Genomic DNA, 22,336 nt, shown 5'->3' with positions numbered 1-22,336 from the left:
AACATCCGTCAAATTCAAAACCCGCAGGAATAAATTTCTACGTTCTGGGTGTGTCGCAGAAAAATTTGCGACACGCCCTTATCGGGACCTTGGGATACATTTGTAAAGGCACTAACCTTCACTTCGAAACTGGCCCGGTGTCCGGCCAGTCAGTTTTTTGAAGGTGCGGGTGAAGCCGGATTGTGTTGAGAAGCCCGTTTCCGAGGCGATCTGCGCAAGGGAGAGCGAACTGGATCGAAGCTTGCTTTTTGCGGCGTCGATTCGTTTTTCTATCAGATATTGATAGGGTGTCTTTCCTGTCGAGCGATGAAAAGCCCTGATGAAATGGAAGGGGCTGAGACAGGCTTCGTCTGCCAGGCTTCGCAATGATAGTTCCTGATCAATCCGGTCTTCAACATAATCAAAGACTTTTTTCAGCCGACGGGAATCCAGAACTCCTCCCTGCTGGATTTTCCTATCGGGAATTGCAGGCCTGGCAAGGTAGGAGCGGAGGAGGTGAGCTGCCAGGGTGGTCCCGAGGCTGTCCGCCAACAGTTGGTCCACCGAGCCTTGTGGTGAATGGCTCATGGCGCGAAATGATGTTGCAATCTGATTGAGCATCGGATCGAATTCCCCGCCCGCATAATCCAAAAGGACGGATGAAGGATCGATGTCCAGTTCTTCGAGGGCCGTGGCGCCGAGAAGGTCCGGCGGTAGAAACATGTGAACCGTTTCGATCATCTTATCGGACAGTACGATGTCTGTTTCATGGACGCCCGCCGGGCAAAGCCAGAAAGTGCCGGCAGTGGCGGCACTTTTCTGATGTCTGCCGTCGCCTTTTCTCTCCACAGTCAGCCGTCCCGAGAGCATGACGGCAACCTCCGTTGCCTCAAGCTTCACTTCGGGCAGGCAACCCGCTTCATGTCTCCAGGTTTCCACTCTCATCCGGGGGGCATCATAGGCAAGCGACAGGAGGGTCCCCGTCTTGTATTTCCTGGTGCTGTGACAGTTTATTGTCATCACGTTCCCTCTCCGGTCAATCCGCAATATAGGCAAAAGATTCCGCAATTCCGGACGATACCAATCCGGATGCCAGTGTCATTCTTTCTCTGAGCTCAAAGGGGAGCTGGGCCCCCGGCGAATTCGAACAAGCCCCTGCGGCACGGCGCACGCGCCCTGCCGCAACAGGTGGAAAAAAGAAAGAGAGGAACAATGGAATCCGCTATACCCCCCCATCTCAAGTGTCCAAGAACGCTTTCTCGCCGCGTTGCCGATGAATACGAACCACCATTCTCCATGTGGGTCGCGCGCGCCGACAGCGATCTCCAGCAGGTCGTGATGGCTTACTTCGGCGTTCAGTATTCTGGAGAAGACAAAAAAGGTGATGCTCTTGCGGCACTGCGCCATATCGTTGGTGATTTTGCGCTTACCAATGGTCCCACTGAACATGACACCACCCATCATCAGGACGCGCAGGGATATGATAATCTGATCGCTGTCGGTTACTGGCGAGATCAGGAAAGCTATCATCGCTGGCTTGCCACTCCAGCGGTTGCAGAATGGTGGTCTTCCGATGAAAGACTGACGGAAGGTCTCGGCTATTTTCGCGAAATCGTTGCACCACGCGCCGAGCAATTTGAAACATTGTACGCCTTTAAGGATCGTCTGCCCGGCGTCGGCGCGGTGATGGACACCATCAGCGGTGATATTCAGGAACATGGCTATTGGGGTTCGATGCGCGACCGGTTTCCGATCTCGCAGACGGATCGCATGAGTGCCACCGGCACGCTTGAAATTGTCTCCGGTAACCCGCACCAGCGCGGACGCGTTCTCGTCAAAGCCCATGACAATATTGCTCTTATCCGGTCCGGACAGGATTGGGCCGAGGCGGATGGTGCCGAGCGTACGCTTTATCTCGACGAGATCGAACCGACGCTTCGCGATGGCATGAATTTTCTGCGTGACAATGGAAAGGCGCTCGGCTGCTACAGCAACCGATATGTCCGCTATATCGATCTCGAGGGTAATTTTCTTGAGAAGAGCTATAATATCGGACATTGGCGCTCACTTGACCTCTTGGAGCGTTGGGCAGAGTCGCATCCCACCCATTTGCGAATTTTCGTCACCTTCTTCCGTGTGGCGGCGGGTCTTGAAAAGCTTCGACTTTATCATGAAGTTTCCGTGTTCGATGGTGGCCACCAGTTTTACGAATATATCAACTGCCATCCGGAAACCGGCATGATGCGCGACGCCGCCATGGATGAACTGTCCGCTTAAAAACTCCCCGGCAACAAGATCCGGGAGGATCGCGGTGGTTATCGCGCGATCAGCCCGGATCAAAACGCCCTGCCAACAGGCATACCGTATGAGGATTATCTCCTCATATCTACGATGATAATGATCGTAAAAGCGATAAATGTCGATAGGGCGTTTTCAACGAAAAGAGCATTAAAATGCGCTTTAAATCACATTTTGTCGCGCACATGCTAAAATAATTGGTTTTTTCTCAGGTCGAAAATTTTTCGATATCATAGACTTTACAATTATTGGCGATGCGATAATTGTAAGAAAAAAGGGAACATCAAACATGCATCTGCTTCATCATCCTGCCTGTACCTTAGCGGTCAACACTGCGTTTTCACGCGCGCACGGTTTTGTTGTGTCCTCGCGAAGAGCGTGAATCTGATCTGGCGGGCGCTAAACCGAACGTTGACGATCGGTTTCAATCACCGCTGAAAAGTCTGATGACACCCAGTTCATTTGAATATCGGAAAATAACGGAGCGTCTGCGGCGCTGCGTTCCTGTGCCGGATTTTCCCGCGAGCGACCTCACGGTCTGACGTTTTTGCCGGACGCGGCTCTACCACAACCAGAATGAAACGAGGACGCACTATGTCTATAACACGCCCAACCGTTGCGGATGTCGCCAAACTTGCGGCTGACCTGCATATGACCATGTCTGTGGAGGAGGCCGCCGAATACCATGCGTTGATGGGCGGAATATTCGATGCCTATGATGTCGTTGACGGCCATCCCAATGTGCTGCCAGAGGTCAAATACCCCCGCACACCGGGCTATCGGCCACGCGACGCGGAAAACAAATACGGAGCTTGGGCCCAGAAAAGTGTCGTGAAGGGTGCCCCGGAAGGCAAGCTTTCAGGCAAGACCGTCGTTTTGAAGGACAATGTCGCGCTTGCCGGCGTGCCGATGATGAATGGCTCCACCACGCTGGAAGGCTTCATTCCGGCAGCGGACGCAACAATCGTCACACGTATCCTTGATGCTGGCGGGACCATTGTCGGCAAAGCCACCTGCGAACATTTCTGCCTGTCGGGCGGCAGCCATACGTCTGATCCCGGCCCCGTCCACAATCCAAACCGGCATGGCTATTCAGCAGGTGGTTCATCTTCCGGCTCTGCAGCTTTGGTGGCGGCGGGCGAGGTCGATATGGCCATCGGGGGCGATCAGGGCGGTTCCATTCGTATTCCGTCGGCCTATTGCGGTGTCTACGGAATGAAGGCCACCCATGGCCTTGTTCCTTATACAGGGGTCATGCCCATCGAGGCCACAATCGATCACACCGGCCCGATTACGTCGAATGTTGCTGACAACGCTTTGCTGCTGGAGGTCTTGGCTGGGGCCGATGGCCTTGATCCGCGCCAGTACGCACCAAAAGTCGCGGCCTATACGCAAGCCCTCGGAAAGGGCGTCAAAGGTCTCAAGATCGGCATTCTCACGGAAGGCTTCTCTTTTGCCAACACCCAGGAAGGTGTGGCGCAGAAGGTGCGTGCAGGTGCGGACCGGTTTGCCGCGCTCGGTGCTGACGTCTCGGAAATCTCCATACCGGAATTCCTGACGGCGCTTTGCGCATGGAACCCGATCACGCTGGAGGGTTTCATGGCGCAGATGCTGCATGGCAATGGCATGGGCTTCAACTGGAAGGGGCTTTACGATGTCGGCTTGCTCGATGCCCATTCGGCCTGGCGTGACAAGGCTGACGATTTTTCCGTGACGCTCAAGCTCTGCATGCTCGTCGGGCAATGGGGGCTCAGCCATTATCGCGGTCGGTACTATGCGAAATCACGCAATATCGTTCTGGAGCTGAAAAAGGCGTTCGATACCGTCTTTGCTACCTATGACCTTTTGCTGATGCCGACTGTGCCCTGCGTGGCATCGCCTCTACCCGGCAAAGACGCTTCCATCGCCGAAATCGTCACGCGAGGTTTCGAAATGACAGCGACGACCGCTGCTTTCGATGTCACCGGCCATCCCGCCATGTCGATTCCTTGTGGTCTGTCCGATGGATTGCCCGTCGGTCTTATGTTGATCGGCAACGACTATTGCGAAACCACGATCTACCAGGCCGCGAGTGCCTTCGAGGCCGATGGGGACTGGAGGGAGTTTTGAGGATCTGGTGAAGCCAGGAAAGCCGGGTGGCTCGTGCCGCTACCCAACCAAAAAGAGGGGAATTAACAAATGGCATCCAAACAATATCTTAAAACAAAGCTGATGGCCGTCGCCACGGCCTGCTTGTGTACCGCTTCATCGGCCTTGGCCGTCGATCTCGACGCCTTGGATCTCATTCCGGCGCCGAGCGGAACGAATGCAATTCTGTCCTATTCGACCTACACCACGCGAAGCAGCTATGTGACCAATAGGGGCAGTAAAATCAAAGACGGAACAGGTCTGGATTCCTATGTTGGCATCCTGCGCTACGTTCATTACACGGATATCGCGGGCTTCTCATTTGCGCCGCAAGTCCTGCTGCCTTACGGCAGCCTGTATAACGGTAGTCTTGGTGGGGCAGCGCTGGACTCGGCAAGCGGAATTGGCGATCCAATTTTTGCTGCGCCGCTCTGGTTGGTCAACAACAAGAATAGCGGCACAACGTTCGCCATCGTTCCCTATCTTTATGTGCCTATTGGTTCTTATGAAGCCGGGCGGTCTCTCAATCTGGGTGAAAACCGCTGGAAATTCGATCTCCAGCTTGGCGGCACACAGGCGCTCGGCAATGGTTTCACGGTCCAAGCCTCCTTTGACACCATGTGGTATGGGCGCAATTCCGATGCCACGTCAGATGGTGTCGGGCGTCTCGAGCAGGACAATACCTATCAGGGTCAGATCTGGCTTTCCTATTCGCCCCCATCGAACAAGAGCTGGACCTTCGCCGTCGGCTATTCGAAATATTGGGGCGGCGTGCAGACGCTGGATGGCGTGGAAAACGGCACAGCCACCAAATCCGATCAGGTCAGGCTGCAGATGGCCAAGTTTCTGACACCGACATTCCAGGTGCAGGGCCTGCTTCAGCGGGACCTGCGTGTTGAAGGCGGCTTCAAGGAAGACGCCCATGTCACTTTGCGCCTGATGAAGTTGTTCTGAAATGTAGCGGAAGAATTGTTCTTCCGCCCGACTCACTATCGATGAAAAGGAGACAGAAATGTCGCACAGTCACACCGAGCCACCGGCAGATATCGAATTGCGCGTCAAGGCACTGGAATCCCTTCTGCTGGAAAAGGGATTGATTGATCCAGCCGCCCTTGATGAGCTGGTTGATACCTATGAGAACCGCATTGGGCCGCGCAACGGCGCGCTGGTGGTTGCAAAAGCCTGGACGGACCCGGACTATAAAAAACGTCTTCTGGAAGACAGCACAGCTGCAATCGCCGAACTCGGCTTCTCCGGGGTTCAGGGCGAGGATATGGTTGTCGTCGAAAACACCGCTGAGGTCCATAACATGACGGTTTGCACGCTCTGCTCGTGCTATCCATGGCCAACGCTCGGATTGCCTCCAGCCTGGTATAAATCCGCTCCCTATCGCTCGCGCGTTGTCATCGATCCGCGCGGCGTGCTTGCCGAATTCGGCGTCAGCGTGCCGCCTGAGAGAGAAATCCGTGTCTGGGACAGCAGTGCGGAGATCCGTTATCTCGTGCTTCCCGAGCGCCCGGCCGGAACTGAAGACTGGAGTGAGGAACAGCTCGTTGAGCTCGTCACCCGTGATTCGATGATCGGGACCGGATTTCCAAAGCAGCCAAATCTCTAGGCCCAGATACATAGGCCCAATTGACCGGAATTGAGGTCTGGGAACCAAACGGGTCGATGCATCAGGACAGGGCCGGATTGGCTACTCACTCTTTCCAATCACGGCCTTGATCGCCCTGCTTTAACGACAACACATGAGGAGAACTAACAATGAACGGAATCCATGATCTGGGCGGCATGCATGGCATGGGGCCCATCGCGCCGCCAGCAGAAGAACCTGTTTTTGCACATGAATGGGAGCGGCGCGCATTTGCACTCTTTGTACCGCTTTTTGGCGCCGGATGCTTCAATGTCGACGAATTTCGCCACGCCATCGAGCGTATGTCTCCGGCCGAATATCTCGAAGGTAGCTATTACGAGCACTGGTTGCATTCATTTGAGACGCTTCTTTGTGAAAAAGGCTACTTGACAGCCGATGAGCTCGAGGCCCGGATCCTGCAGATGAAGGGAGCAAATTGATGCCAGTAACGAAGGATATGGTTCCAACGATCGTCATGACAGGTGCGTCCGCACGCGTGGCGGAAGACATTCAGGCGAGCTTCAAGGTTGGCGACAAGGTGCGCGCCAAGAATGCGAACCCCACAACGCATACCCGCCTTCCACGTTACGTTCGGGGCAAGACCGGCACGATCATGATGGATCACGGTGTCTTCGTAACACCGGACACCGTGGCCCATGGACTGGGCGAACATCCCCAACACCTCTACAATGTCGTCTTCAGCGGTGACGAGCTTTGGGGCGGCAACGCATCCGCAAAGGACAAGGTCTATATCGACCTCTGGGATGATTACCTGGAAAAGGTGGAATCATGAGCGCGCCTGTTCTGACCGATATGGTTCAGCTTCCACGCGATGAAGCTGGTCCGGTTTTCGATCGCCCCTGGCAGGCTCAAGCCTTTGCCTTGACGGTTGAACTCTACAAGAGCGATCTGTTTACCTGGCCGGAATGGGTCGAGGTCTTCAGTGAAGAAATCAAGGCTTTTCCAAATTTGCCGGGCGAAAGCGTCAACGATGCCTATTATCGTCAGTGGATGTCGGCATTGGAAAAAATGGTCGCATCTCGCAAACTGGTAGAGGAGACAGATCTTCTTGCCCGCACCCAGGAATGGCGGCAGGCTTATCTGAACACCCCCCATGGCCAGCCGATCCTGCTCATCAACGCAAGCTGCCCTCCCAGGCATGCCCACGATGACCACGATGACGAACATCACCATGATGGTGGCCATCACCACCACCATCATCACCATCATGCAGCCAAACGTAGTCCCATTGCGGTCAGCGCCGCCGTCTCCAACTGATCCAAACAAGGAACTGTAACGATGTCTCTCATGACCAGCGTCCAACCATCCATCACCATTCGCCCGGTGCCGTTGGCGGAAATCTTCCCATGGGCAGTGTTTGCCGGGGTGTTCTTTTTGATCGCGGCCTATTTTGTCGGTGCAGAACAGGGGGCAATATCGCTCATCGCCGGCAACGAGGTGCATGAATTTGTGCATGATGCCCGCCATCTGCTTGGCTTTCCTTGTCACTGAGGAGTGATTGTTATGGCAGGAACTTTCCTTGTTCGCGGAATGCTGGCTGGCCTCTTGGCTGCCGTCATCGCCTTCGGCTTCGCGACGCTCTATGCTGAACCCACTATTGAACGGGCCATTTCGTTTGAGGAAGGGCACGAACACACGCATTCTCATGCCTCCAGCGGCGCGGAGACACCGGCGACCTCTCAAGCGGGAGATGCCGAAGCCTTTAGCCGTCAAACCCAGTCCGGCATCGGTCTTCTGACCGGATTGTCGGTGATCGGGCTTGCGATGGGTGGCGTTTTCTCCATCGCCTTCATCATCCTGCATGGTCGCATGGGGCCGCGTGATCCGCGGATCCTGTCGCTCTGCATCGCGCTGACGGCTTATGTGATCCTCGTCCTTGTACCCGGCATCAAATATCCCGCCAATCCACCTGCGGTGGGATCGCCCGAGACCATTGGCCTTCGCACCGGTCTGTTCTTCGGCATGGTCGCGATTTCGATCGCTGCCGCCTTGCTGGCGATCCAGACCGCAAGGCTTGTCTCAACCAGCCTCGGAGTGTGGAACGGATCGTTATTGGGGATTGGCATCTTCCTGATGATCGTGGTTCTTGCTTATGCGGCACTCCCGACCTTCAGTGAACTGCCAGACGGGTTCTCCGCAGACCTTCTGTGGCGGTTCAGACTAAGTGCATTCGGAACGCAAGCGGTTCTTTGGAGTGTGATTGGTGTTACTTTTGGTTTTCTGGCTGAAAGAACATCAAAATCACGCACGATAGTCGCGCATTGATCGACTGTTCGAAGGGGCTGTTTCGGCGGCCCCTTCGCTTGAGGGGGTGGCGCTTTCAAAATGGAAGGTGGGGACATGGCTCGGATTCTGACATTGTTGTCCTCAGGAGTGACCGCGGCGCATAAGCAAGGTCTTTTTCCATGCGCAGATCCCCTGAGCGCGTCCTCGAAAACCCGAGCGCATAGCATTGCCCTCGATCTGCATCGGTTTGATTGCGCCTGGAGCGCGCCGGACCCGGCCAGCCTTCAGACAGCAGCAGCCGTTGGGCTTGAGGTGACACCTGACCCTGCCTTGGCTGAACTGGATTATGGCACATGGGCCGGTCGGTCCATCCAGGAGATCATGGAGGCAAAGCCGGATCAGTTCTCAGGCTGGATGCGTGGAGAGTTCACGCCAGGCGATGAAAGCCTGGAGGATTTGTTCGGTCGGGTTGGCCAATGGCTTTCAAACCATCTTGCAGGCCATCTTTCTGGCAAGAGCCGCATGGTTGCCGTGGCATCTCCAAATGTCGTTCGTGCCTGTGTTCTCGTTGCCCTCGATATGACGCCCGCACAGGTTTCTAAACTGGATATTCCCTCGCTGACCTTAAGCACGCTGACAAGCAACGGAAGAGAGTGGCGCGTCCGGTCTGTTGGTTCGCCACCCGCCTTTTCGAAGCCAATAACTGACGAAAACGCGGATTGGGGCCTTGGTGTCGATCATTTTCCAGAAAATTTAACGACCCTGTAGATGCCTCAAAAATAGGCGATTATCCCATTAAATAAGCTTGTAACGGCGATGATTGCCAATTATATATCTGATAGTGCTATGATCATTGATACGAGACGATTGGATTCTTGCCGTGCCGAGCAACCCTACAATGCAGGATCAGCTTGCTTATCTCATTGCAAGCATTAATCGTCAGCTTGAAGAAGAGTTGAGTGATGTTCTGAAGCCACAGGGTGTAGTGATCGAGCATTTTCGAATATTGACTGCTTTGGCAGCGTCCGATTGTCGTCCCATGCGTGATCTTGCCAATGCCGTGTTGATTGACCCTGCGTCGCTGACAAAAGTCATCGACCGGATGGTGACTGAAGCGCTCGTTTTTCGCGCACCCGATCCGGATGATCGGCGAAAAGTGCTGATATGCATGGCAAGCAAGGGCAAAGCGCTCTATGAGCGGCTGGAAATCCTCCATGATGCGCAACAGCAGAGCCTTGTGAGCCGCTTGTCCGAGCGAAAAGCAGATCAGCTTGCCGATATTCTGCGTGGTCTGATGAACTAAAGTCACGCCGTTCTAATCGGTGATAATGCGAAAATCAAAACCATCCACGGCGGCAATGTGAATCGGATGCCGGTTGCCAGTGGCGACTTCAGGATCAAAGCCGCGCGCAGTCCTGGTCTGGCTTGAACGTCCCATCTTGCTCACTAGATCCTGCGAGTGAATGCTACCGGCCGCCTTTGCCAGGCTTCCAAGACAATGGACTCCCTCATAAAGAGATTCACCAAAAGCATTGGGTGGCGCAGGGCACATGCCAAAATACTGGTGATACTTTTCCAGAAATGCATCGTTGTTGCGGGATCGAACACCCGAAAAATAGCCTGACGAGACATAGAGATTCTCGGTATGATCGGCTCCGATGCCATAAAGTACAGTTTCGTCAATTGATGTGCTGAAGCGCAGAATACCACTGGCCAGCCCGGATTCGGCGAATGCGCGGTTGAAAACGACGGCTTCGTGGCCCAGCAGCCAGGACATCACCACATGTGGGCGCGCCTGCCGGATTTTCGATAGAATGAAATCCTGATCTTCAAGGCCGAAGGGCACTTCAGTCTCACCAACCACCCGTCCTCCGCTGCCGGAAATCAACCGCCTCGCCTCAGCCATAGAGCGCTGCGGCCAAATGTAGTCATTGCCCAGCAGAAAAAATCGTGAGGCATTCTTTTCCTGGACGAGCCACTCAATAGCCGGGTTGAGCAGTTCTGCTGCCGTTTCCCCGATTGTAATAATGCCAGGGTGATATTCTTCGCCTTCGAATTGCGGTGTGTAGACGAATGGAATGCGCCCCTGCACGACATGGCGGATTGGTTGACGGGCAGAGCTTGGCACCATGGCGACAACGGCTTCCACCAGATCGAGGCTGACGGCACTGGCAGCCGCCTCGACTGCGCTGCGGTCGGTAGAGCCTGCATCGCGCACGATAAGTTCGATGTCGCGACCAAGGAGACCTCCCGTCGCGTTTATCTCCGAGGCTGCGAGAATGGCGCTGGCTTCGCAAGACGGCGCCCAGATTCCTGCCGGTCCGCTGCGAGGAATGAGAATACCGATTTTTAGAATTTTTCGCGTCATCTTCGCCACAGCCTCAATTCCAAGTAAAAGTAACAGATCTGTGACACTTGTACATCGTCAAACTGAGCGATGCTTTCAATCGTGGTCTTCTACGTCGGAGTGGTCTTTTGGGCATCGTAACGTTAACCGGACATCGATCAAAATATGGGATCTGGCTGCATGACCAGATCCAGCCGTGATCCTCTTTATCGTCGCCACCGATTTCCCGCCGAGGTGATTGCCCATGCAGTTTGGCTGTATTTCCGGTTTCCGCTTAGCCTGCGGATGGTCGAGGATCTGCTGGCAGCGCGTGGCATCATCGTCTCTCATCAAAGCGTGCGGCTCTGGGCGGAGAAATTCGGTAGACATTTTGCCAACGATATCCGCAAGATCCGCCGGCAGGCTCGGGGACAAATGGCATCTCGATGAGGTTGTCATCACCATCGGTGGAAGGAAACACTGGCTTTGGCGCGCCGTTGATCAGGATGGCTTTGTTCTCGACGTGCTGGTGCAAAACCGCCGCAATGCCAAGGCGGCAAAACGTTTGATGCGCAAGCTCCTGAAAGCCCAAGGCCGTGCGCTGCGTGTGATGATTACCGACAAACTACGATCCTATGGTGCAGCAAAGCGGGAGGTCATGCCCGGCGTTGAGCATCGTTCTCACAAGGGATCGAACAATCGGTCGGAAAACTCTCATCAGCCCGTCCGACGACGGGAGAGGATCATGAAGCGCTTCAAGTCAGCACGACATCTTCAGCGTTTCGTTTCCATCCATGACCCCATCGCCAACCTCTTTAACGTTCCCCGACACGATATCCCATCCGCCCACCATCGCGAACTGCGAACAGCAGCCATGCAAGCATGGCACCAAATCGCGCGCCTTCACGCCGCATGAACTAATTCCTCACGCCAAGATGTTGCGTTCAAGGCGATAAGTTTACAGTGCCGGCCCAAGTGGAAATCGACAGTCAAGCCCCATAGACGAAGACAACGCCTCTTCGAAAGGCGCTGACTCGCAAACGATACATCAGTGGTTAACGAGACTTAAAAATCGGTTGTCATCGATATTTTAACGGTTAATGGGGCCCCTTGTGTCACAGTGCCAAAGCTTGCGACACCTGACCAGTAATTCTTGTTGAAGACGTTTTCGACTTCGGCACGGAAGGTAACGGGTCGCTCCTTGATCGTTGTCTTGTAGCGCGCGCCGAGATCAAGACGTGTCCATGCCGGTAGTTTTTGGATATTGGCTGTATCGGCATATTGTTTGCCGGTGTGGATGACGTTGCCCGTCAGGGTGAAGCCGCTCAGGAATGGGGTGTCCCATTCTGCACCGAGGTTTACGAGGACTTTTGGCACGCCAATGGGGTCATTGCCTTGCGTCGAGGCATTGTTGGTTTTCGTCAACTCGCCCCGCATGAACGTAACGCCGCCAAGCAGTCTCACGGTGTCGGTCAACTCGCCGAACGCTGAAAGTTCAAGACCCCGGTTACGCTGTTCGCCACCGCGTTCGAAAACCAGATCGCTGCCACGCGTCTCCAAAACACCAAACGGCTTTTCGATCTGGAAAAGACTGGCGGTGAGCGTCACCGGACCGGTGTCTATCTTGGTTCCCACTTCATATTGCTTTGATTTATAGGGGCTGAGGGTTTCGCCTGCGTTTACGGCGTTTGTCGGAGCCGTTTCCCCGATGCTCAACCCTTCCGCATAGTTTGCATATAGCGATACATTTTCCCACGGCTTAACCACGACACCAACCATGGGTGTTATTGCGCTCGCGTCGGAAGAGGATGTTACAGCGCCAGTTGTCGAGCTGTAGTTTTCGGAATCGATGTGTTGAAAGCGCCCGCCAACCATCAATTGCGCCCGCTCATCCCATATGGACATTGTATCGGATAAAGCCACACCGTAGAATTCGCTTTCCGTTACTTTCGGTACGCTGGACGGCTTGGCAACAAATTGCTCCTCACGATCAACCGGATTATACAGATTGGTGGTTTGGGCCGTACCGGAATTGGAGCCTCGCGACAGCCATTGCAGCATATAATTGGCCTGCAATGTCACGGAGTGCTCGATGATGCCGGTGTCGAACTGTCCGCGAGTGCCGATTTCTGCGGTTCGTCTCTGCACATCAAAAATATAATGCTGCGGTACGATGCTGACATTGCCGGCAGAGTCCGTGATTGTGGGCGTGCCAAACAGACGCTCGACGTTTGACTTCCCACCACCGACGGCACCAAACACGGTCACGTCATCGCTGAGGTCATATTCAACGCGCCCCAGTGTTGAAAACTCCCGGGTTGCTGACCATTCCCAGGACTCCTGCACATTCAGACGATTGTCCGGTGCACTCGGCAGTTTAATGCCGGCTGTGGGATAGAATGGACGCTGTGGCGCGTCATAATGTTCATATTGATTGATGACATCGAGCGTTGCGCGCAGATTTTCTCCTTCGTAGTCCAGCGCAACCGCACCGACATAGGCAAAACGAGAAAGATCGTCAATAGTGCCATCACCACCTTGAACGCTGCCATTCAGCCGGACGCCAAATTGCCGTTCACTGCCATAGCGGCGGCTGATATCCACATGGGTTCCAACCTGAAGATCCGATTCATAGCTGGTGGTGACACGGGTCAGGTCCGTATCCAGAGCACGCTTTGGAACAATATTGATGGTTCCGCCCACACCACCATTGGGAGAAATGCCATAGAGGAAGGAGGTTGGCCCTTTCAGGACTTCTACGGATTCCGCATAATCGGTAAAAACGCGATAGTTTGGTGCGACGCCGAACACGCCATCAAACGCAATTTCACCAAAATTGCCGTCACCGATGGGAAAGCCACGGATATAGAAAGAGTCGACAATGCCGCCAGACGGATGCGTATTGCGCACCGATGCATCGCTCTCCATCACATCACCAACCGTTGATGCTCCCTTATCCTCTATGACTTTTGCAGTATATCCGCTGGTGCTGAAAGGCATATCCATGAAACTGCGGTTGCCCAGACTGCCCAATCGAGCACTACCGGTGACCATGCCCCCTGCATAAGGTTCGCTCTGTTTGCCTATGGTTGCGTTGGGCGATGAGGATTGTCCCTCAACAACAATTGGCTTGAGAACCGTGTCCTCTTCTGCCTGCGCAACAGTGCCGAGAGCAGCCAGAATTGCACCCATGGCAACGCCACTTTTCAAACCCATCATGTCAGCATCCCCCTCAGCAGAACCGGCAAGGTTGCCGTGAACTATGCTCTTTAAAATACACGCCCAAGCAGCTGGGTATTGAACATGACATTAAGAGTCAAGATTTTATTTTCATCGCGAATGAAATAGCCAGATATCTTTTATCCATCTGTTTATACTGGATATTTTTTTAGGATTGTAAATTGACATCTGGAAATAAACGCTACATGTTAAACATGATTTATGTAGTCATATTTTTGGAAATAGCGATTTTCACCGAAGGGCTGTATTTTATGCCATATCATTTTTCCTCTCCCAAAAAACTTGTCGACACTGAAGAAGTCGATCAAAGCGTTGTTGAGAATTTGCGCCAAACCATTTTACGTCAGCAGATCTGGACACGCCCTATTGCGGTCGAGCGCACTCAGTTTCTGGTGATGGATGGGCATCACCGGCTTGAGGTCGCAAGGCAGCTCAATCTCGCTGTCATTCCTGTTGTCCTCCTGGATTATGAGCGTGTGTCTGTCACGAGTTGGCGGCCTGAGGAATGCATTACACCAGACGATATTTTTGCCATGGCGCGGTCCGGCAAAAAATTTCCGATCAAAACGACACGTCACGTCTTCGCGGATGATTACCCGGTATGTGATGTACCGCTCGCGGTATTAGCCGGAATTGTGGCTACCATGGATTCGGCGATGCAAGGCGGCAGGGCGGTGCTGTCATGAGACTTGGCTCCAAGCAATCTCACACTCTGACGCCCCTGATTCATGACGAGGTCGCAGATTTTATTGAAAACAAGCATGAACAGTTGCGGGAAGGATTCAACAGATTTGGCTCGCCGCTCCATTTGATCTGGCCTGATCTGCTGGCCGATAATCTTCTGGCTTTGCAGGCCATATTGAGCGGCAGTCAAGTTCCATGCAGAATTTATTATGGTGTGAAGGTCAACAAGTCTGTGAATCTTATGGGAGCTGCCCTTCAGGCTGAAGGAGGCGTTGATGTCTCCAGCCTGTACGAGTTGCAGGATGCCTTGGCATTGGGTGCAAAGGGTGCCGATATTGTTGCGACCGGTCCTGCCAAAACATCGACATTTCATAGAGCCTTGATGGCCTGCAAGGCCCTGATTTCCATCGATTCTGTTGAGGAATTCGATGATATTTTGAAGGAATTGCCAAGCGCCGGTGACCCTCAGCCCGTGCTTTTGAGATTAAGGCCCCAAAATCAAGGGCAAAGCCGCTTCGGCATGGATGCTCAAGACGTTGTTTCGTGCCTGCATCGTTTGGCAGGCACCCCAGCCCTACGATTTGATGGAATCCATTTCCACCTGAGTGGTTATAGCGTCGAGACGCGCATCGAAGCATTGAATGAAGCCGCTGATCTCATTGCCAAAGCGCGCGGCATGGGGCTTTCTCCTCGCATGATCGATATTGGTGGTGGTTTGCCGGTGCAATATGTCGATCACCCGACCTACGCCGCCTTTCTGGAGGCGCAAACGGCGCAGGATTATCGCACCAACCATCTGCCACAGTCTTTTTATCCCTATGGAGGACCTGTTTGCGCAACGGAGTGGTTAACTCACCTGTTGCAATCCAAAATGCAGGACGGGCGCGATGTCGCAACATATTTCCGTCAAGAAAATCTTACGCTGGGGATGGAGCCGGGGCGGGCCCTTGCGGATCAGACTGCAATCACGGCTTTCAGAGTGACGAGAGTGAAGGCACTGGGTGCGCAGTCAGCAGCAATTTTTGTGGAGGGCAGCAGCTTCAGTGCATGCGAAACATGGTTCGCATCAGAATTTCTGATCGATCCCATTGTGGTGCCGCACGGGCCGGAAGCTGCACGCACCACTCCTGTGCGCGCCTATCTTGCCGGACATAGCTGCCTTGATGAAGATATTGTCTCCAACCGCTGGCTCGACTTTCCGATTACCCCGCAAGCTGGTGATTTGCTCATCTATGTCAATACCGGCGGCTATCAGATGGATCTGATGGAAAACCAGTTTCACCGCCACCCCATGCCAATCCGCTTATGTGTCAGGAGGACCGCAGATGGACTGTCCGAACTTATTCCGGATACCTGTGAGGAGGTACTATGCTCTATACAACCGTCACGCAATTGATTGGCCAGACCCCCCTGATCGCGCTTGATCTGGCAACAAGCAATGCAAAACTTTTGCTCAAAATGGAGAAGAACAATCCTGGCGGCTCAATGAAAGACCGCATGGCGCGCAGCATGGTGGTTGCGGCCTTGGCGGATGGGCGCCTGCCGCGTGGCGGCACGATCGTTGAATCCTCATCAGGCAACACGGGCACAGGTCTGGCTCTTGCGGCGCTGGAGTTTGGTCTTCGCTTTATCGCGGTCGTGGATCATCACGCCGCGCCGGATAAAATCCGGATGATGCGGGCCTTGGGTGCCGAAATTCGCTATGTTGAAGGCGACTATCGCGAAGATGAAGTGGCCGTCGTTGAAAGGCAGAGACTGGCCGCCCAGCTCGGCGCGCAACTGCCTGGTGCACTGTTCATGAACCAGTCCGACAATCCCGCCAATCCTGACGGCTATGCCGGATTTGTGGATGAGTTGATGGCACAACTGCCTGATGGATTGGATGCCTTTGTTGGTTGCGTGGGTACGGGTGGGTCGATGACGGGCATATCCCAGCGCCTCAAGCGCCTCAATCCCGCCATCAAGACAATTGCGGTTGAGCCTGCTGGTTCCATTGTTTTTGGTAAGCCGGGGCATTCCTATTACCAATCTGGCACAGGTACGCCCGCAGGCGATGAAGTCGGCAAGGTTCTGGATTATAGCTGCATTGATGAAGGTGTTCAGGTCACCGATACGCAAGCATTTGAAACGGCACGCTATATTGCCCGACGCAAAGGTATTCTCGTTGGTGGATCAACCGGGGGTACAATTTACAAAGCTCTCGAATTCATCGCATCCGGCAAATTGAGCGGCACAATTGTTACAGCCGTCGCAGATGGGGGTGAAAAATACCTGGCATCCGTGTTTGACGATGAGTGGATGGAAAAGCGCGGGCTTCTCAATCCGGCAATCGCAGCTCAATTGGATGGTTGGTTCAATGGCTTGGCAGGTGCGGCATGAGGGTCGCCATTTGCGGCGCAGGCCGCACCGGGCATTTGAATGCCGTGCTTTTTAAGCAAAATCCGCAGGTCCATCTCTCCGTTTTGACGGAGAATGACACTCTTGCCGCCAATTGGGCTGGAAATCCTGCTCCATGGCAGGCTTTTTTGCCGGATGGTCAGGGTATGTCCGGGCGCCCAGATTACGTTGGCAACAACCCCGATGAGGCGGTTGGGGATGTTGATCTGATTGTCATTACCCAGCCAGCCCATGCCAGATCCGCTGTTTTGCAGCGGATCGCAGGCAGTATCTCCAGCACCAAGCAGGTTTTCGTGGGAGCTATTCCGGGCTTTTGCGGTTTTGACTGGCTCGCTGCCGATCACTTAGGCGCAAGGGACAATGTGGTCATCTGGGGTTTGAAGGATGTGCCGCATATCGCCTACGACCTTGTTGCCGGACAGAGCGTTCGCATGGGCGGTGCTAAAGCCCATTTGTTTGCTGGCCTTCATCGGCGGGAATCCGCCCAAAGTGCCAAGGCCCTGCAAACAATGCTGACCGCGCTTTACAATGCGCCTGTAACCCTTTTGCAGGACTATCTGGAAATCACCCTGACACCCGGCAATGCGCTGATGCATCCAGCGATGCTCTATGGCCTGCTGGGGCCGGGCGCTGCCTGGGAGCGTAAACCGTTCTCCGAGCCGCTGTGCTGGTGGAGTGATTGCCCTGAGGAAGGGGCGCGCTTGCTGGAAATGTTCGATGCCGAAAATCAGGCCATATGTCAGGCGATTGCGACCCGAACCGGTCTTGATCTCAGCTCCGTCAAACCTTTGCGGCAGGAACTGATTGAAGCCTATGGCGATCAGATTGCCGATAGTCAAACGATGTATTCCCTGCTCAGAACAAACAGCGCCTATGCGGGAATTCAATTGCCGCTGATCCCCAATCATCATGGTCAAGGCTGGTTGATCGATCTGGAAAGCCGTGCCTTTCATGAGGATGTTGCATGCGGGCAGGCATTGCTGGTCAAGATCGCACAGCGGCTGGCGGTACCGATTCCAACCATCTCGAAAACCTACACGTGGGCGCGCCACTATCATGGTGCTTTGCCGGATGGATTAAGCCCGGTTCCTGATGATTGGCTGGAGGCTGCCTGATGACCCATTTGCTTTCGCCTTTGTTTGACATCCACGCGCAGACCGATGACCAGCCGTTGCGGGATTTTGCCGTTGCCAATGCAATCAGCCGCCTTGTTCGCTGCCTGTTTGCAGAACGTCTTCTGGCTCCTGAAGCGTTGCTCTGGTCGCGTGACAAGCATCAAGCCTGGTTGCCGCTGTGGAACACGCGCCGTGTGCTGCATTTTAAACATTTGCATGCGGCACCCGCTGGCACCTTGCAAAACCGTGGCGAGATTGAAATTCTCGACGCCGACGGCGGCCATGCCCGGATTGACCATCCCGATGCTTTGCTGCGGGAAGTGTTCGCTTCGTTGTCCATCTCTCCGACCCCTGATGGGCTTGAGGTTTTGATGCGCGATATCGCCGACAGCATCAACAATGATATGCTGGCCCGCCGACACCGGCAGGTCTGGGCTGCGAGCCTGAATGAGAAGATCAAACAATCCGGTGCGGTGGATTTTCTGGGCTATCTCTACGGTCATTTGCCTGCACATCTGGCGGCAATGCTGATTGACCAGTGGGGTGCGCTCGAAGGTCATCCGTTCTATCCGACATGGAAGGCAAAACCGAGTTTGCAGCCCGAAGAGGTTGTTGCCCTTTCGCCTGAATTCGGGGCCAAGGTGCCGGTCCGGATTGCGGCCTTGCGTCGGGGTTGGGCCTATGTGGAAAAAATGCCGCATGTGACTGATTACAATGACTGGTTTTCTGCCCAGTTTCCCGAATTGTTTGCCGCGTGGAAAGACCATCTGAGCGCACAGGGCAAATCAGCGCAAGACTGGATTCCTTTGCCCATCCACGGATGGCACCTCGAGCATTTTGTCCGCCGCGAATTTGGACAGGAAATCGCCTCTGGCATCTTGCTGTTGGACGGGCCAGACATTGACACCTCGCCATCCATGTCATTTCGGACCATGTTACCGGACGATGAAACGTTGCGCCCTTTCATCAAGTTGCCGGTTGCCATCTGGCTCACCAGCGAGCAGCGCAGCTTGCAGGCCAAATCCATTCACATGGGGCCTCGGCTTTCCACGTTAATCACCGATATTCTGGCCAATGAACCGGACATGGCCGCACAATTGGAAATCTTCACCGAAGAATTGGGAGCCATTCTGCACGATCCCGATACCGGCGATGAGCATCGCGGGCGATTTTTGTCGGTGGTCTATCGCAACGCCCAGCCTTTAAAGCGCGAGGATGGACGCTATGCGGTGACGGTCGCCGCACTTCTAAGTGCAAGTCCCAAGGATGGACGACCATTGATCTGCGAGCTGATTGCCCGTTACGGCAATGAGGAACAGGCAAGCGTTGTCGGCTTTTTCCGCCGGTATGTTGAGGTGGTGGTTCGGCCTGCGTTGGCGATGTATCTTCTTTATGGAATCGCTTTTGAGGCCCATCAGCAAAACACCACCATCGTGTTTGATCCTTCCGGTTCTGCGGAAAAGCTGATCATTCGGGATTTTGGTGATGGCCGCAGCTTTGCGCCTCTGCTCAAACAGCGTGGCTATCACCTCAAACCCTTTCAGCGTGCTGGGATTTTGCCCACCACCTTTGACGATGACATCGGGCTGGTTCGCTCGTTTTTGATCGACGCCTGCTTTATATGCCATCTGCATGAAATTGCTCTGTGCCTGACCCAGCACTATAGCATCGGCAATGATAGGCTCTGGACAGTGATCAAAGAGGTAACGCAAGAGGCGTTTGAAACATTGCGGCCCCGTGTGTCTTCGGACACGTTCTGGCAAGAAGAACGAGATGCCCTGCTTGAAAAAAAATGGCCCACCCGGTCGGTTCTCACCATGCATCTCCAGCGATATAGCGACTATCGGGTGGAGCATGAGCTGCCCAATCCTCTGGTCGGCCGTGAATGCTGAACGCTTTTGCCATGCTCAGGGCAAGCACGCCTGTGTTTCTGCTGCTGTTTGCGCTCCAGTTCATTTCCATGGGAGCCATGGAAATGAGCGGTCCTTTCTGGCCGCTGCAGATCAGGGTACTCAGCCCGTCGGATACGGCGTTCGGATTGGCAAGTATCGGGGTTTATATTTGCCCCATGCTTGGCATTTCCCTCACCAGCGCATTCTGGGGGCGTATGGGTGACCGCTATGGCAATCGCTTGATGATGGTTCGGGCCTTGGCGGGGTTGGCGATCACCCAGCTTCTGATTGCGCTTGCCCAAGATGTCTGGGTCATCCTGTTTCTGCGGTTCTTACAGGGGGCTTTCGCCGGCTATATTGCGCCCGCGCAAGCCTATGCCGTGCAGGTCAATAGCGGGCGTGATCGCGCCAGTCTGTTCGCCTGGTTGCAGGTGGCGACCAATGTTGGTTCGCTGGGCGGCGCATTTGCGGGTGGTCTCATTCTGGATGCAATGCCATTCGCGGCCGTTAATATCACGGCCGGGGCCGTATGTGGTCTATGTGCCCTTGTTGCCTGGGCAACATTGCCCATCCCGCCCATCAGACAGAATGCACCGCGCTCCGCTTCAAGCGCGCTCACCCCGGGCCATCCAGAAAGTTCTGCACCAGTCGTCGGGTTGCTGGTTTTGATTTGCGTATTGTTGGCCAGCCGAATGGTGCTGCAAGTGCCGTTTTCGCTCTACATGACCCAAGCTTTCGGAGCCAACCACTGGATTATTGGCCTCAGCTACGGGCTCATGGCGTTTGGTTTTGTGATTGGCGCCCCCCTCTGGGCGCGTCTGTTCAAAATGCGCAGCCTTGGCTTTGTGTTGGCGGTAAACACCGCGATCGCTCTGGCCTGCGCCAGCATCACGTTGATAGCGGGCTACACAACCCTCGTTCCCGTCTTTGCCGGATTGTACTTTCTCTGGGGCATTTTACTTGGTGGCACTACACCGGTTCTTACCTCCCGCCTTTCCCAGGCCACATCCTTCAACCGGCAAGGTGAAATTTTGGGCCGTGTGCAAAGCTGGCAGCAAATCGCTTCCATTTTGGGAATAGCAGCCGGTGTTGGATCAATGCAGCTTCGGGGTGCGGACGCCGCATTTCCCCTCGTATCGGCGTGTTACATCCTGTCATTTTTTATCGGCCTGTCGCTCTTGCTCAAAAGCGGCCCCTTACCCAACCGCATAGGATAAAACTGTGATAAAGCCAGCCATCACATTCTTTGTAGCTCTGCTGTCGTGCCTTGCAGCTCAGATGCCATCTGCTTTGGCACAAGAGCCCGCGGCTCAAACATCCAGTGCAGCAACAACGCCGCGTCATATCACCGTGACAGATATTGCTGGTCGGCAGGTGTCATTGCCTGTTCCTGTCCATCGCATGTTGTTGGGCGAAGGGCGGCAGCTCTATCTTGTCGCGTCATTGGAGTCCGAGAATCCTCTGGCGTTTCTGGCAGGATGGAAAAATGACCTCATTGAAGCCGACCCCGCAACCTATGCCCAATATGTCGCGAAGTTTCCGAAACTGGCCCAACTGCCAACCTTTGGCGGCAAGGAAGCAGGTCTGATTGATCTTGAGTCTGCCATTGTTCAAAAGCCTGATGTTGTGCTTTTGAATCTCGAAACCCAGCGCGCCAGCAAAGAGTCCGAATATATCGAAAAGCTGGCATCACTGGGAATACCGGTTCTTTATATCGATTTCCGGCATCAACCCCTTCACAATACCGAACCAACAATCCGCCTTTTGGGCGAGATCATGGGACGTGAAAAGCGCGCCGAGGAAATTATTGCCTTCAGGAAAAAGGCATTGTCGCAAGTGACGGATGTGATCGAACAAAAAAAGCCCGCACGACCGAATGTCTTTGTCGAGCGGATTGGCGGTTATGCGGATGATTGCTGCCTCACCTTTGGCAATGAGAATTTTGGTCGCTATGTCGAAATCGCCGGCGGGCACAATATCGGCGGTGATTTTCTTCCCGGAACCTTCGGACAATTGAACCCGGAACAGGTGATTGCTGCCGACCCGGATCAGGTTGTGGTCACGAGCGCCAATTGGGAAGCTTATGTTCCGGGTGGACACTGGATACCCCTGGGGCCGGGTGCCAACAGACAGGAAGCCGAACGAAAACTGGAATGGTTCACGACAAGAAATGCCTATGTTGGCACCAAAGCGGTCAAAAACCGCAGTTTCCATGGCATATGGCATCAGTTCTACAACAGCCCTTATGAATTCATCGCCATACAACAAATCGCAAAATGGCTTCATCCGGATTTGTTCGCCGATCTCGATCCAGACGAGACATTCAGGGAATATCATCGCCTTTTTCTGCCAATCGAATACAAGTCAGGCTATAGTATAAGCCTTGCGCCCTGAGAGG

General features: G+C 54.2%; 19 protein-coding genes and 2 pseudogenes. 18 read left to right on the top strand and 3 right to left on the bottom strand.

Going from position 1 to position 22,336, the window contains the following annotated elements:
• Positions 1–111: 111 nt before the first annotated feature.
• On the bottom strand, positions 112–999 hold the full coding sequence (locus H1Y61_RS22870) for a helix-turn-helix domain-containing protein (protein ID WP_180575502.1): 888 nt from the start codon (positions 997–999) through the stop codon (positions 112–114).
• A 192-nt stretch (positions 1,000–1,191) separates the two neighbouring features.
• Between H1Y61_RS22870 and oxdA the strand changes: the two genes are divergently transcribed.
• The 10 genes and pseudogenes from oxdA to H1Y61_RS22820 all read left to right on the top strand — a co-directional run bounded on the left by oxdA (position 1,192) and on the right by H1Y61_RS22820 (position 9,587).
• Complete coding sequence (gene oxdA, locus H1Y61_RS22865) at positions 1,192–2,256, top strand: aliphatic aldoxime dehydratase (protein WP_180575437.1); 1,065 nt, start codon at positions 1,192–1,194, stop codon at positions 2,254–2,256.
• Positions 2,257–2,871: 615 nt separating this feature from the next.
• Entirely contained in the window at positions 2,872–4,386 is a 1,515-nt protein-coding gene (locus tag H1Y61_RS22860) for an amidase (protein ID WP_180575436.1), read from the top strand.
• A gap of 69 nt (positions 4,387–4,455) precedes the next feature.
• Positions 4,456–5,358: a transporter gene (locus tag H1Y61_RS22855; protein ID WP_234903544.1), complete on the top strand. Its 903-nt coding sequence runs from the start codon at positions 4,456–4,458 to the stop codon at positions 5,356–5,358.
• 58 nt (positions 5,359–5,416) lie between these two features.
• Positions 5,417–6,019 (top strand): nitrile hydratase subunit alpha, encoded by a 603-nt coding sequence (nthA, locus tag H1Y61_RS22850; RefSeq protein WP_180575435.1) that lies wholly within the window; start codon positions 5,417–5,419, stop codon positions 6,017–6,019.
• Between the two features lie 149 nt (positions 6,020–6,168).
• Positions 6,169–6,830, top strand: a pseudogene (gene nthB / locus H1Y61_RS22845) (nitrile hydratase subunit beta).
• Complete coding sequence (locus tag H1Y61_RS22840; RefSeq protein WP_180575434.1) at positions 6,827–7,315, top strand: nitrile hydratase accessory protein; 489 nt, start codon at positions 6,827–6,829, stop codon at positions 7,313–7,315. Before nthB ends, H1Y61_RS22840 begins: the two are co-directional and overlap by 4 nt.
• A 21-nt stretch (positions 7,316–7,336) precedes the next feature.
• Entirely contained in the window at positions 7,337–7,549 is a 213-nt protein-coding gene (locus tag H1Y61_RS22835; protein ID WP_174113468.1) for a CbtB domain-containing protein, read from the top strand.
• Between the two features lie 12 nt (positions 7,550–7,561).
• Positions 7,562–8,323, top strand: coding sequence for a CbtA family protein (locus H1Y61_RS22830; RefSeq protein WP_180575433.1), 762 nt, complete (start codon positions 7,562–7,564; stop codon positions 8,321–8,323).
• A 75-nt stretch (positions 8,324–8,398) separates the two neighbouring features.
• Entirely contained in the window at positions 8,399–9,052 is a 654-nt protein-coding gene (locus H1Y61_RS22825; RefSeq protein ID WP_180575432.1) for a histidine phosphatase family protein, read from the top strand.
• A 130-nt stretch (positions 9,053–9,182) separates the two neighbouring features.
• Positions 9,183–9,587 carry a MarR family winged helix-turn-helix transcriptional regulator gene (locus tag H1Y61_RS22820; RefSeq protein ID WP_174113779.1) on the top strand — a complete coding sequence of 135 codons (405 nt, stop codon included), beginning with the start codon at positions 9,183–9,185 and terminating at the stop codon, positions 9,585–9,587.
• A 12-nt stretch (positions 9,588–9,599) separates the two neighbouring features.
• Here H1Y61_RS22820 and H1Y61_RS22815 read toward each other — a convergent pair whose 3' ends face one another.
• Complete coding sequence (locus H1Y61_RS22815; RefSeq protein WP_180575431.1) at positions 9,600–10,652, bottom strand: substrate-binding domain-containing protein; 1,053 nt, start codon at positions 10,650–10,652, stop codon at positions 9,600–9,602.
• A gap of 159 nt (positions 10,653–10,811) precedes the next feature.
• Here H1Y61_RS22815 and H1Y61_RS22810 point away from each other — a divergent pair.
• A pseudogene (locus H1Y61_RS22810) lies at positions 10,812–11,526 on the top strand (IS6 family transposase).
• Positions 11,527–11,675: 149 nt separating this feature from the next.
• Here H1Y61_RS22810 and H1Y61_RS22805 read toward each other — a convergent pair.
• The gene (locus tag H1Y61_RS22805; RefSeq protein WP_180575501.1) at positions 11,676–13,826 is read right to left on the bottom strand and encodes a TonB-dependent siderophore receptor; all 2,151 of its coding nucleotides are present in this window, start codon (positions 13,824–13,826) and stop codon (positions 11,676–11,678) included.
• Between the two features lie 185 nt (positions 13,827–14,011).
• On the opposite strand from H1Y61_RS22805, the gene H1Y61_RS22800 reads away from it, so the two are divergent.
• The 7 genes from H1Y61_RS22800 to H1Y61_RS22770 all read left to right on the top strand — a co-directional run bounded on the left by H1Y61_RS22800 (position 14,012) and on the right by H1Y61_RS22770 (position 22,332).
• Positions 14,012–14,536 (top strand): ParB N-terminal domain-containing protein, encoded by a 525-nt coding sequence (locus tag H1Y61_RS22800; RefSeq protein ID WP_322790788.1) that lies wholly within the window; start codon positions 14,012–14,014, stop codon positions 14,534–14,536.
• Positions 14,533–15,930: a Y4yA family PLP-dependent enzyme gene (locus H1Y61_RS22795; protein WP_180575430.1), complete on the top strand. Its 1,398-nt coding sequence runs from the start codon at positions 14,533–14,535 to the stop codon at positions 15,928–15,930. Before H1Y61_RS22800 ends, H1Y61_RS22795 begins: the two co-directional genes overlap by 4 nt.
• Positions 15,903–16,913 carry a PLP-dependent cysteine synthase family protein gene (locus tag H1Y61_RS22790; protein WP_174113721.1) on the top strand — a complete coding sequence of 337 codons (1,011 nt, stop codon included), beginning with the start codon at positions 15,903–15,905 and terminating at the stop codon, positions 16,911–16,913. The genes H1Y61_RS22795 and H1Y61_RS22790 overlap by 28 nt, the downstream gene beginning before the upstream one ends.
• A complete protein-coding gene (locus H1Y61_RS22785; protein WP_180575429.1) occupies positions 16,910–18,046 on the top strand; it encodes an NAD/NADP octopine/nopaline dehydrogenase family protein in 1,137 nt (378 codons plus the stop codon). Before H1Y61_RS22790 ends, H1Y61_RS22785 begins: the two co-directional genes overlap by 4 nt.
• Positions 18,046–19,938 carry an IucA/IucC family protein gene (locus H1Y61_RS22780; protein ID WP_180575428.1) on the top strand — a complete coding sequence of 631 codons (1,893 nt, stop codon included), beginning with the start codon at positions 18,046–18,048 and terminating at the stop codon, positions 19,936–19,938. The genes H1Y61_RS22785 and H1Y61_RS22780 overlap by 1 nt, the downstream gene beginning before the upstream one ends.
• Entirely contained in the window at positions 19,932–21,155 is a 1,224-nt protein-coding gene (locus tag H1Y61_RS22775; protein ID WP_180575427.1) for an MFS transporter, read from the top strand. The genes H1Y61_RS22780 and H1Y61_RS22775 overlap by 7 nt, the downstream gene beginning before the upstream one ends.
• A gap of 61 nt (positions 21,156–21,216) precedes the next feature.
• Positions 21,217–22,332: an ABC transporter substrate-binding protein gene (locus tag H1Y61_RS22770; RefSeq protein WP_180575499.1), complete on the top strand. Its 1,116-nt coding sequence runs from the start codon at positions 21,217–21,219 to the stop codon at positions 22,330–22,332.
• Positions 22,333–22,336 lie beyond the last annotated feature (4 nt).

Origin of the sequence: Agrobacterium vitis (assembly GCF_013426735.1) — a bacterium.
Lineage (GTDB): Bacteria > Pseudomonadota > Alphaproteobacteria > Rhizobiales > Rhizobiaceae > Allorhizobium > Allorhizobium vitis_D.
This window is presented reverse-complemented; position numbering and strand designations above follow the sequence as displayed.

Coding starts and splice junctions, on each gene's coding strand:
- H1Y61_RS22870 (WP_180575502.1), bottom strand. CDS start 999: ATGACAATAAACTGTCACAGCACCAGGAAATACAAGACGGGGACCCTC.
- oxdA (WP_180575437.1), top strand. CDS start 1,192: ATGGAATCCGCTATACCCCCCCATCTCAAGTGTCCAAGAACGCTTTCT.
- H1Y61_RS22860 (WP_180575436.1), top strand. CDS start 2,872: ATGTCTATAACACGCCCAACCGTTGCGGATGTCGCCAAACTTGCGGCT.
- H1Y61_RS22855 (WP_234903544.1), top strand. CDS start 4,456: ATGGCATCCAAACAATATCTTAAAACAAAGCTGATGGCCGTCGCCACG.
- nthA (WP_180575435.1), top strand. CDS start 5,417: ATGTCGCACAGTCACACCGAGCCACCGGCAGATATCGAATTGCGCGTC.
- H1Y61_RS22840 (WP_180575434.1), top strand. CDS start 6,827: ATGAGCGCGCCTGTTCTGACCGATATGGTTCAGCTTCCACGCGATGAA.
- H1Y61_RS22835 (WP_174113468.1), top strand. CDS start 7,337: ATGTCTCTCATGACCAGCGTCCAACCATCCATCACCATTCGCCCGGTG.
- H1Y61_RS22830 (WP_180575433.1), top strand. CDS start 7,562: ATGGCAGGAACTTTCCTTGTTCGCGGAATGCTGGCTGGCCTCTTGGCT.
- H1Y61_RS22825 (WP_180575432.1), top strand. CDS start 8,399: ATGGCTCGGATTCTGACATTGTTGTCCTCAGGAGTGACCGCGGCGCAT.
- H1Y61_RS22820 (WP_174113779.1), top strand. CDS start 9,183: ATGCAGGATCAGCTTGCTTATCTCATTGCAAGCATTAATCGTCAGCTT.
- H1Y61_RS22815 (WP_180575431.1), bottom strand. CDS start 10,652: ATGACGCGAAAAATTCTAAAAATCGGTATTCTCATTCCTCGCAGCGGA.
- H1Y61_RS22805 (WP_180575501.1), bottom strand. CDS start 13,826: ATGGGTTTGAAAAGTGGCGTTGCCATGGGTGCAATTCTGGCTGCTCTC.
- H1Y61_RS22795 (WP_180575430.1), top strand. CDS start 14,533: ATGAGACTTGGCTCCAAGCAATCTCACACTCTGACGCCCCTGATTCAT.
- H1Y61_RS22790 (WP_174113721.1), top strand. CDS start 15,903: ATGCTCTATACAACCGTCACGCAATTGATTGGCCAGACCCCCCTGATC.
- H1Y61_RS22785 (WP_180575429.1), top strand. CDS start 16,910: ATGAGGGTCGCCATTTGCGGCGCAGGCCGCACCGGGCATTTGAATGCC.
- H1Y61_RS22780 (WP_180575428.1), top strand. CDS start 18,046: ATGACCCATTTGCTTTCGCCTTTGTTTGACATCCACGCGCAGACCGAT.
- H1Y61_RS22775 (WP_180575427.1), top strand. CDS start 19,932: ATGCTGAACGCTTTTGCCATGCTCAGGGCAAGCACGCCTGTGTTTCTG.
- H1Y61_RS22770 (WP_180575499.1), top strand. CDS start 21,217: ATGCCATCTGCTTTGGCACAAGAGCCCGCGGCTCAAACATCCAGTGCA.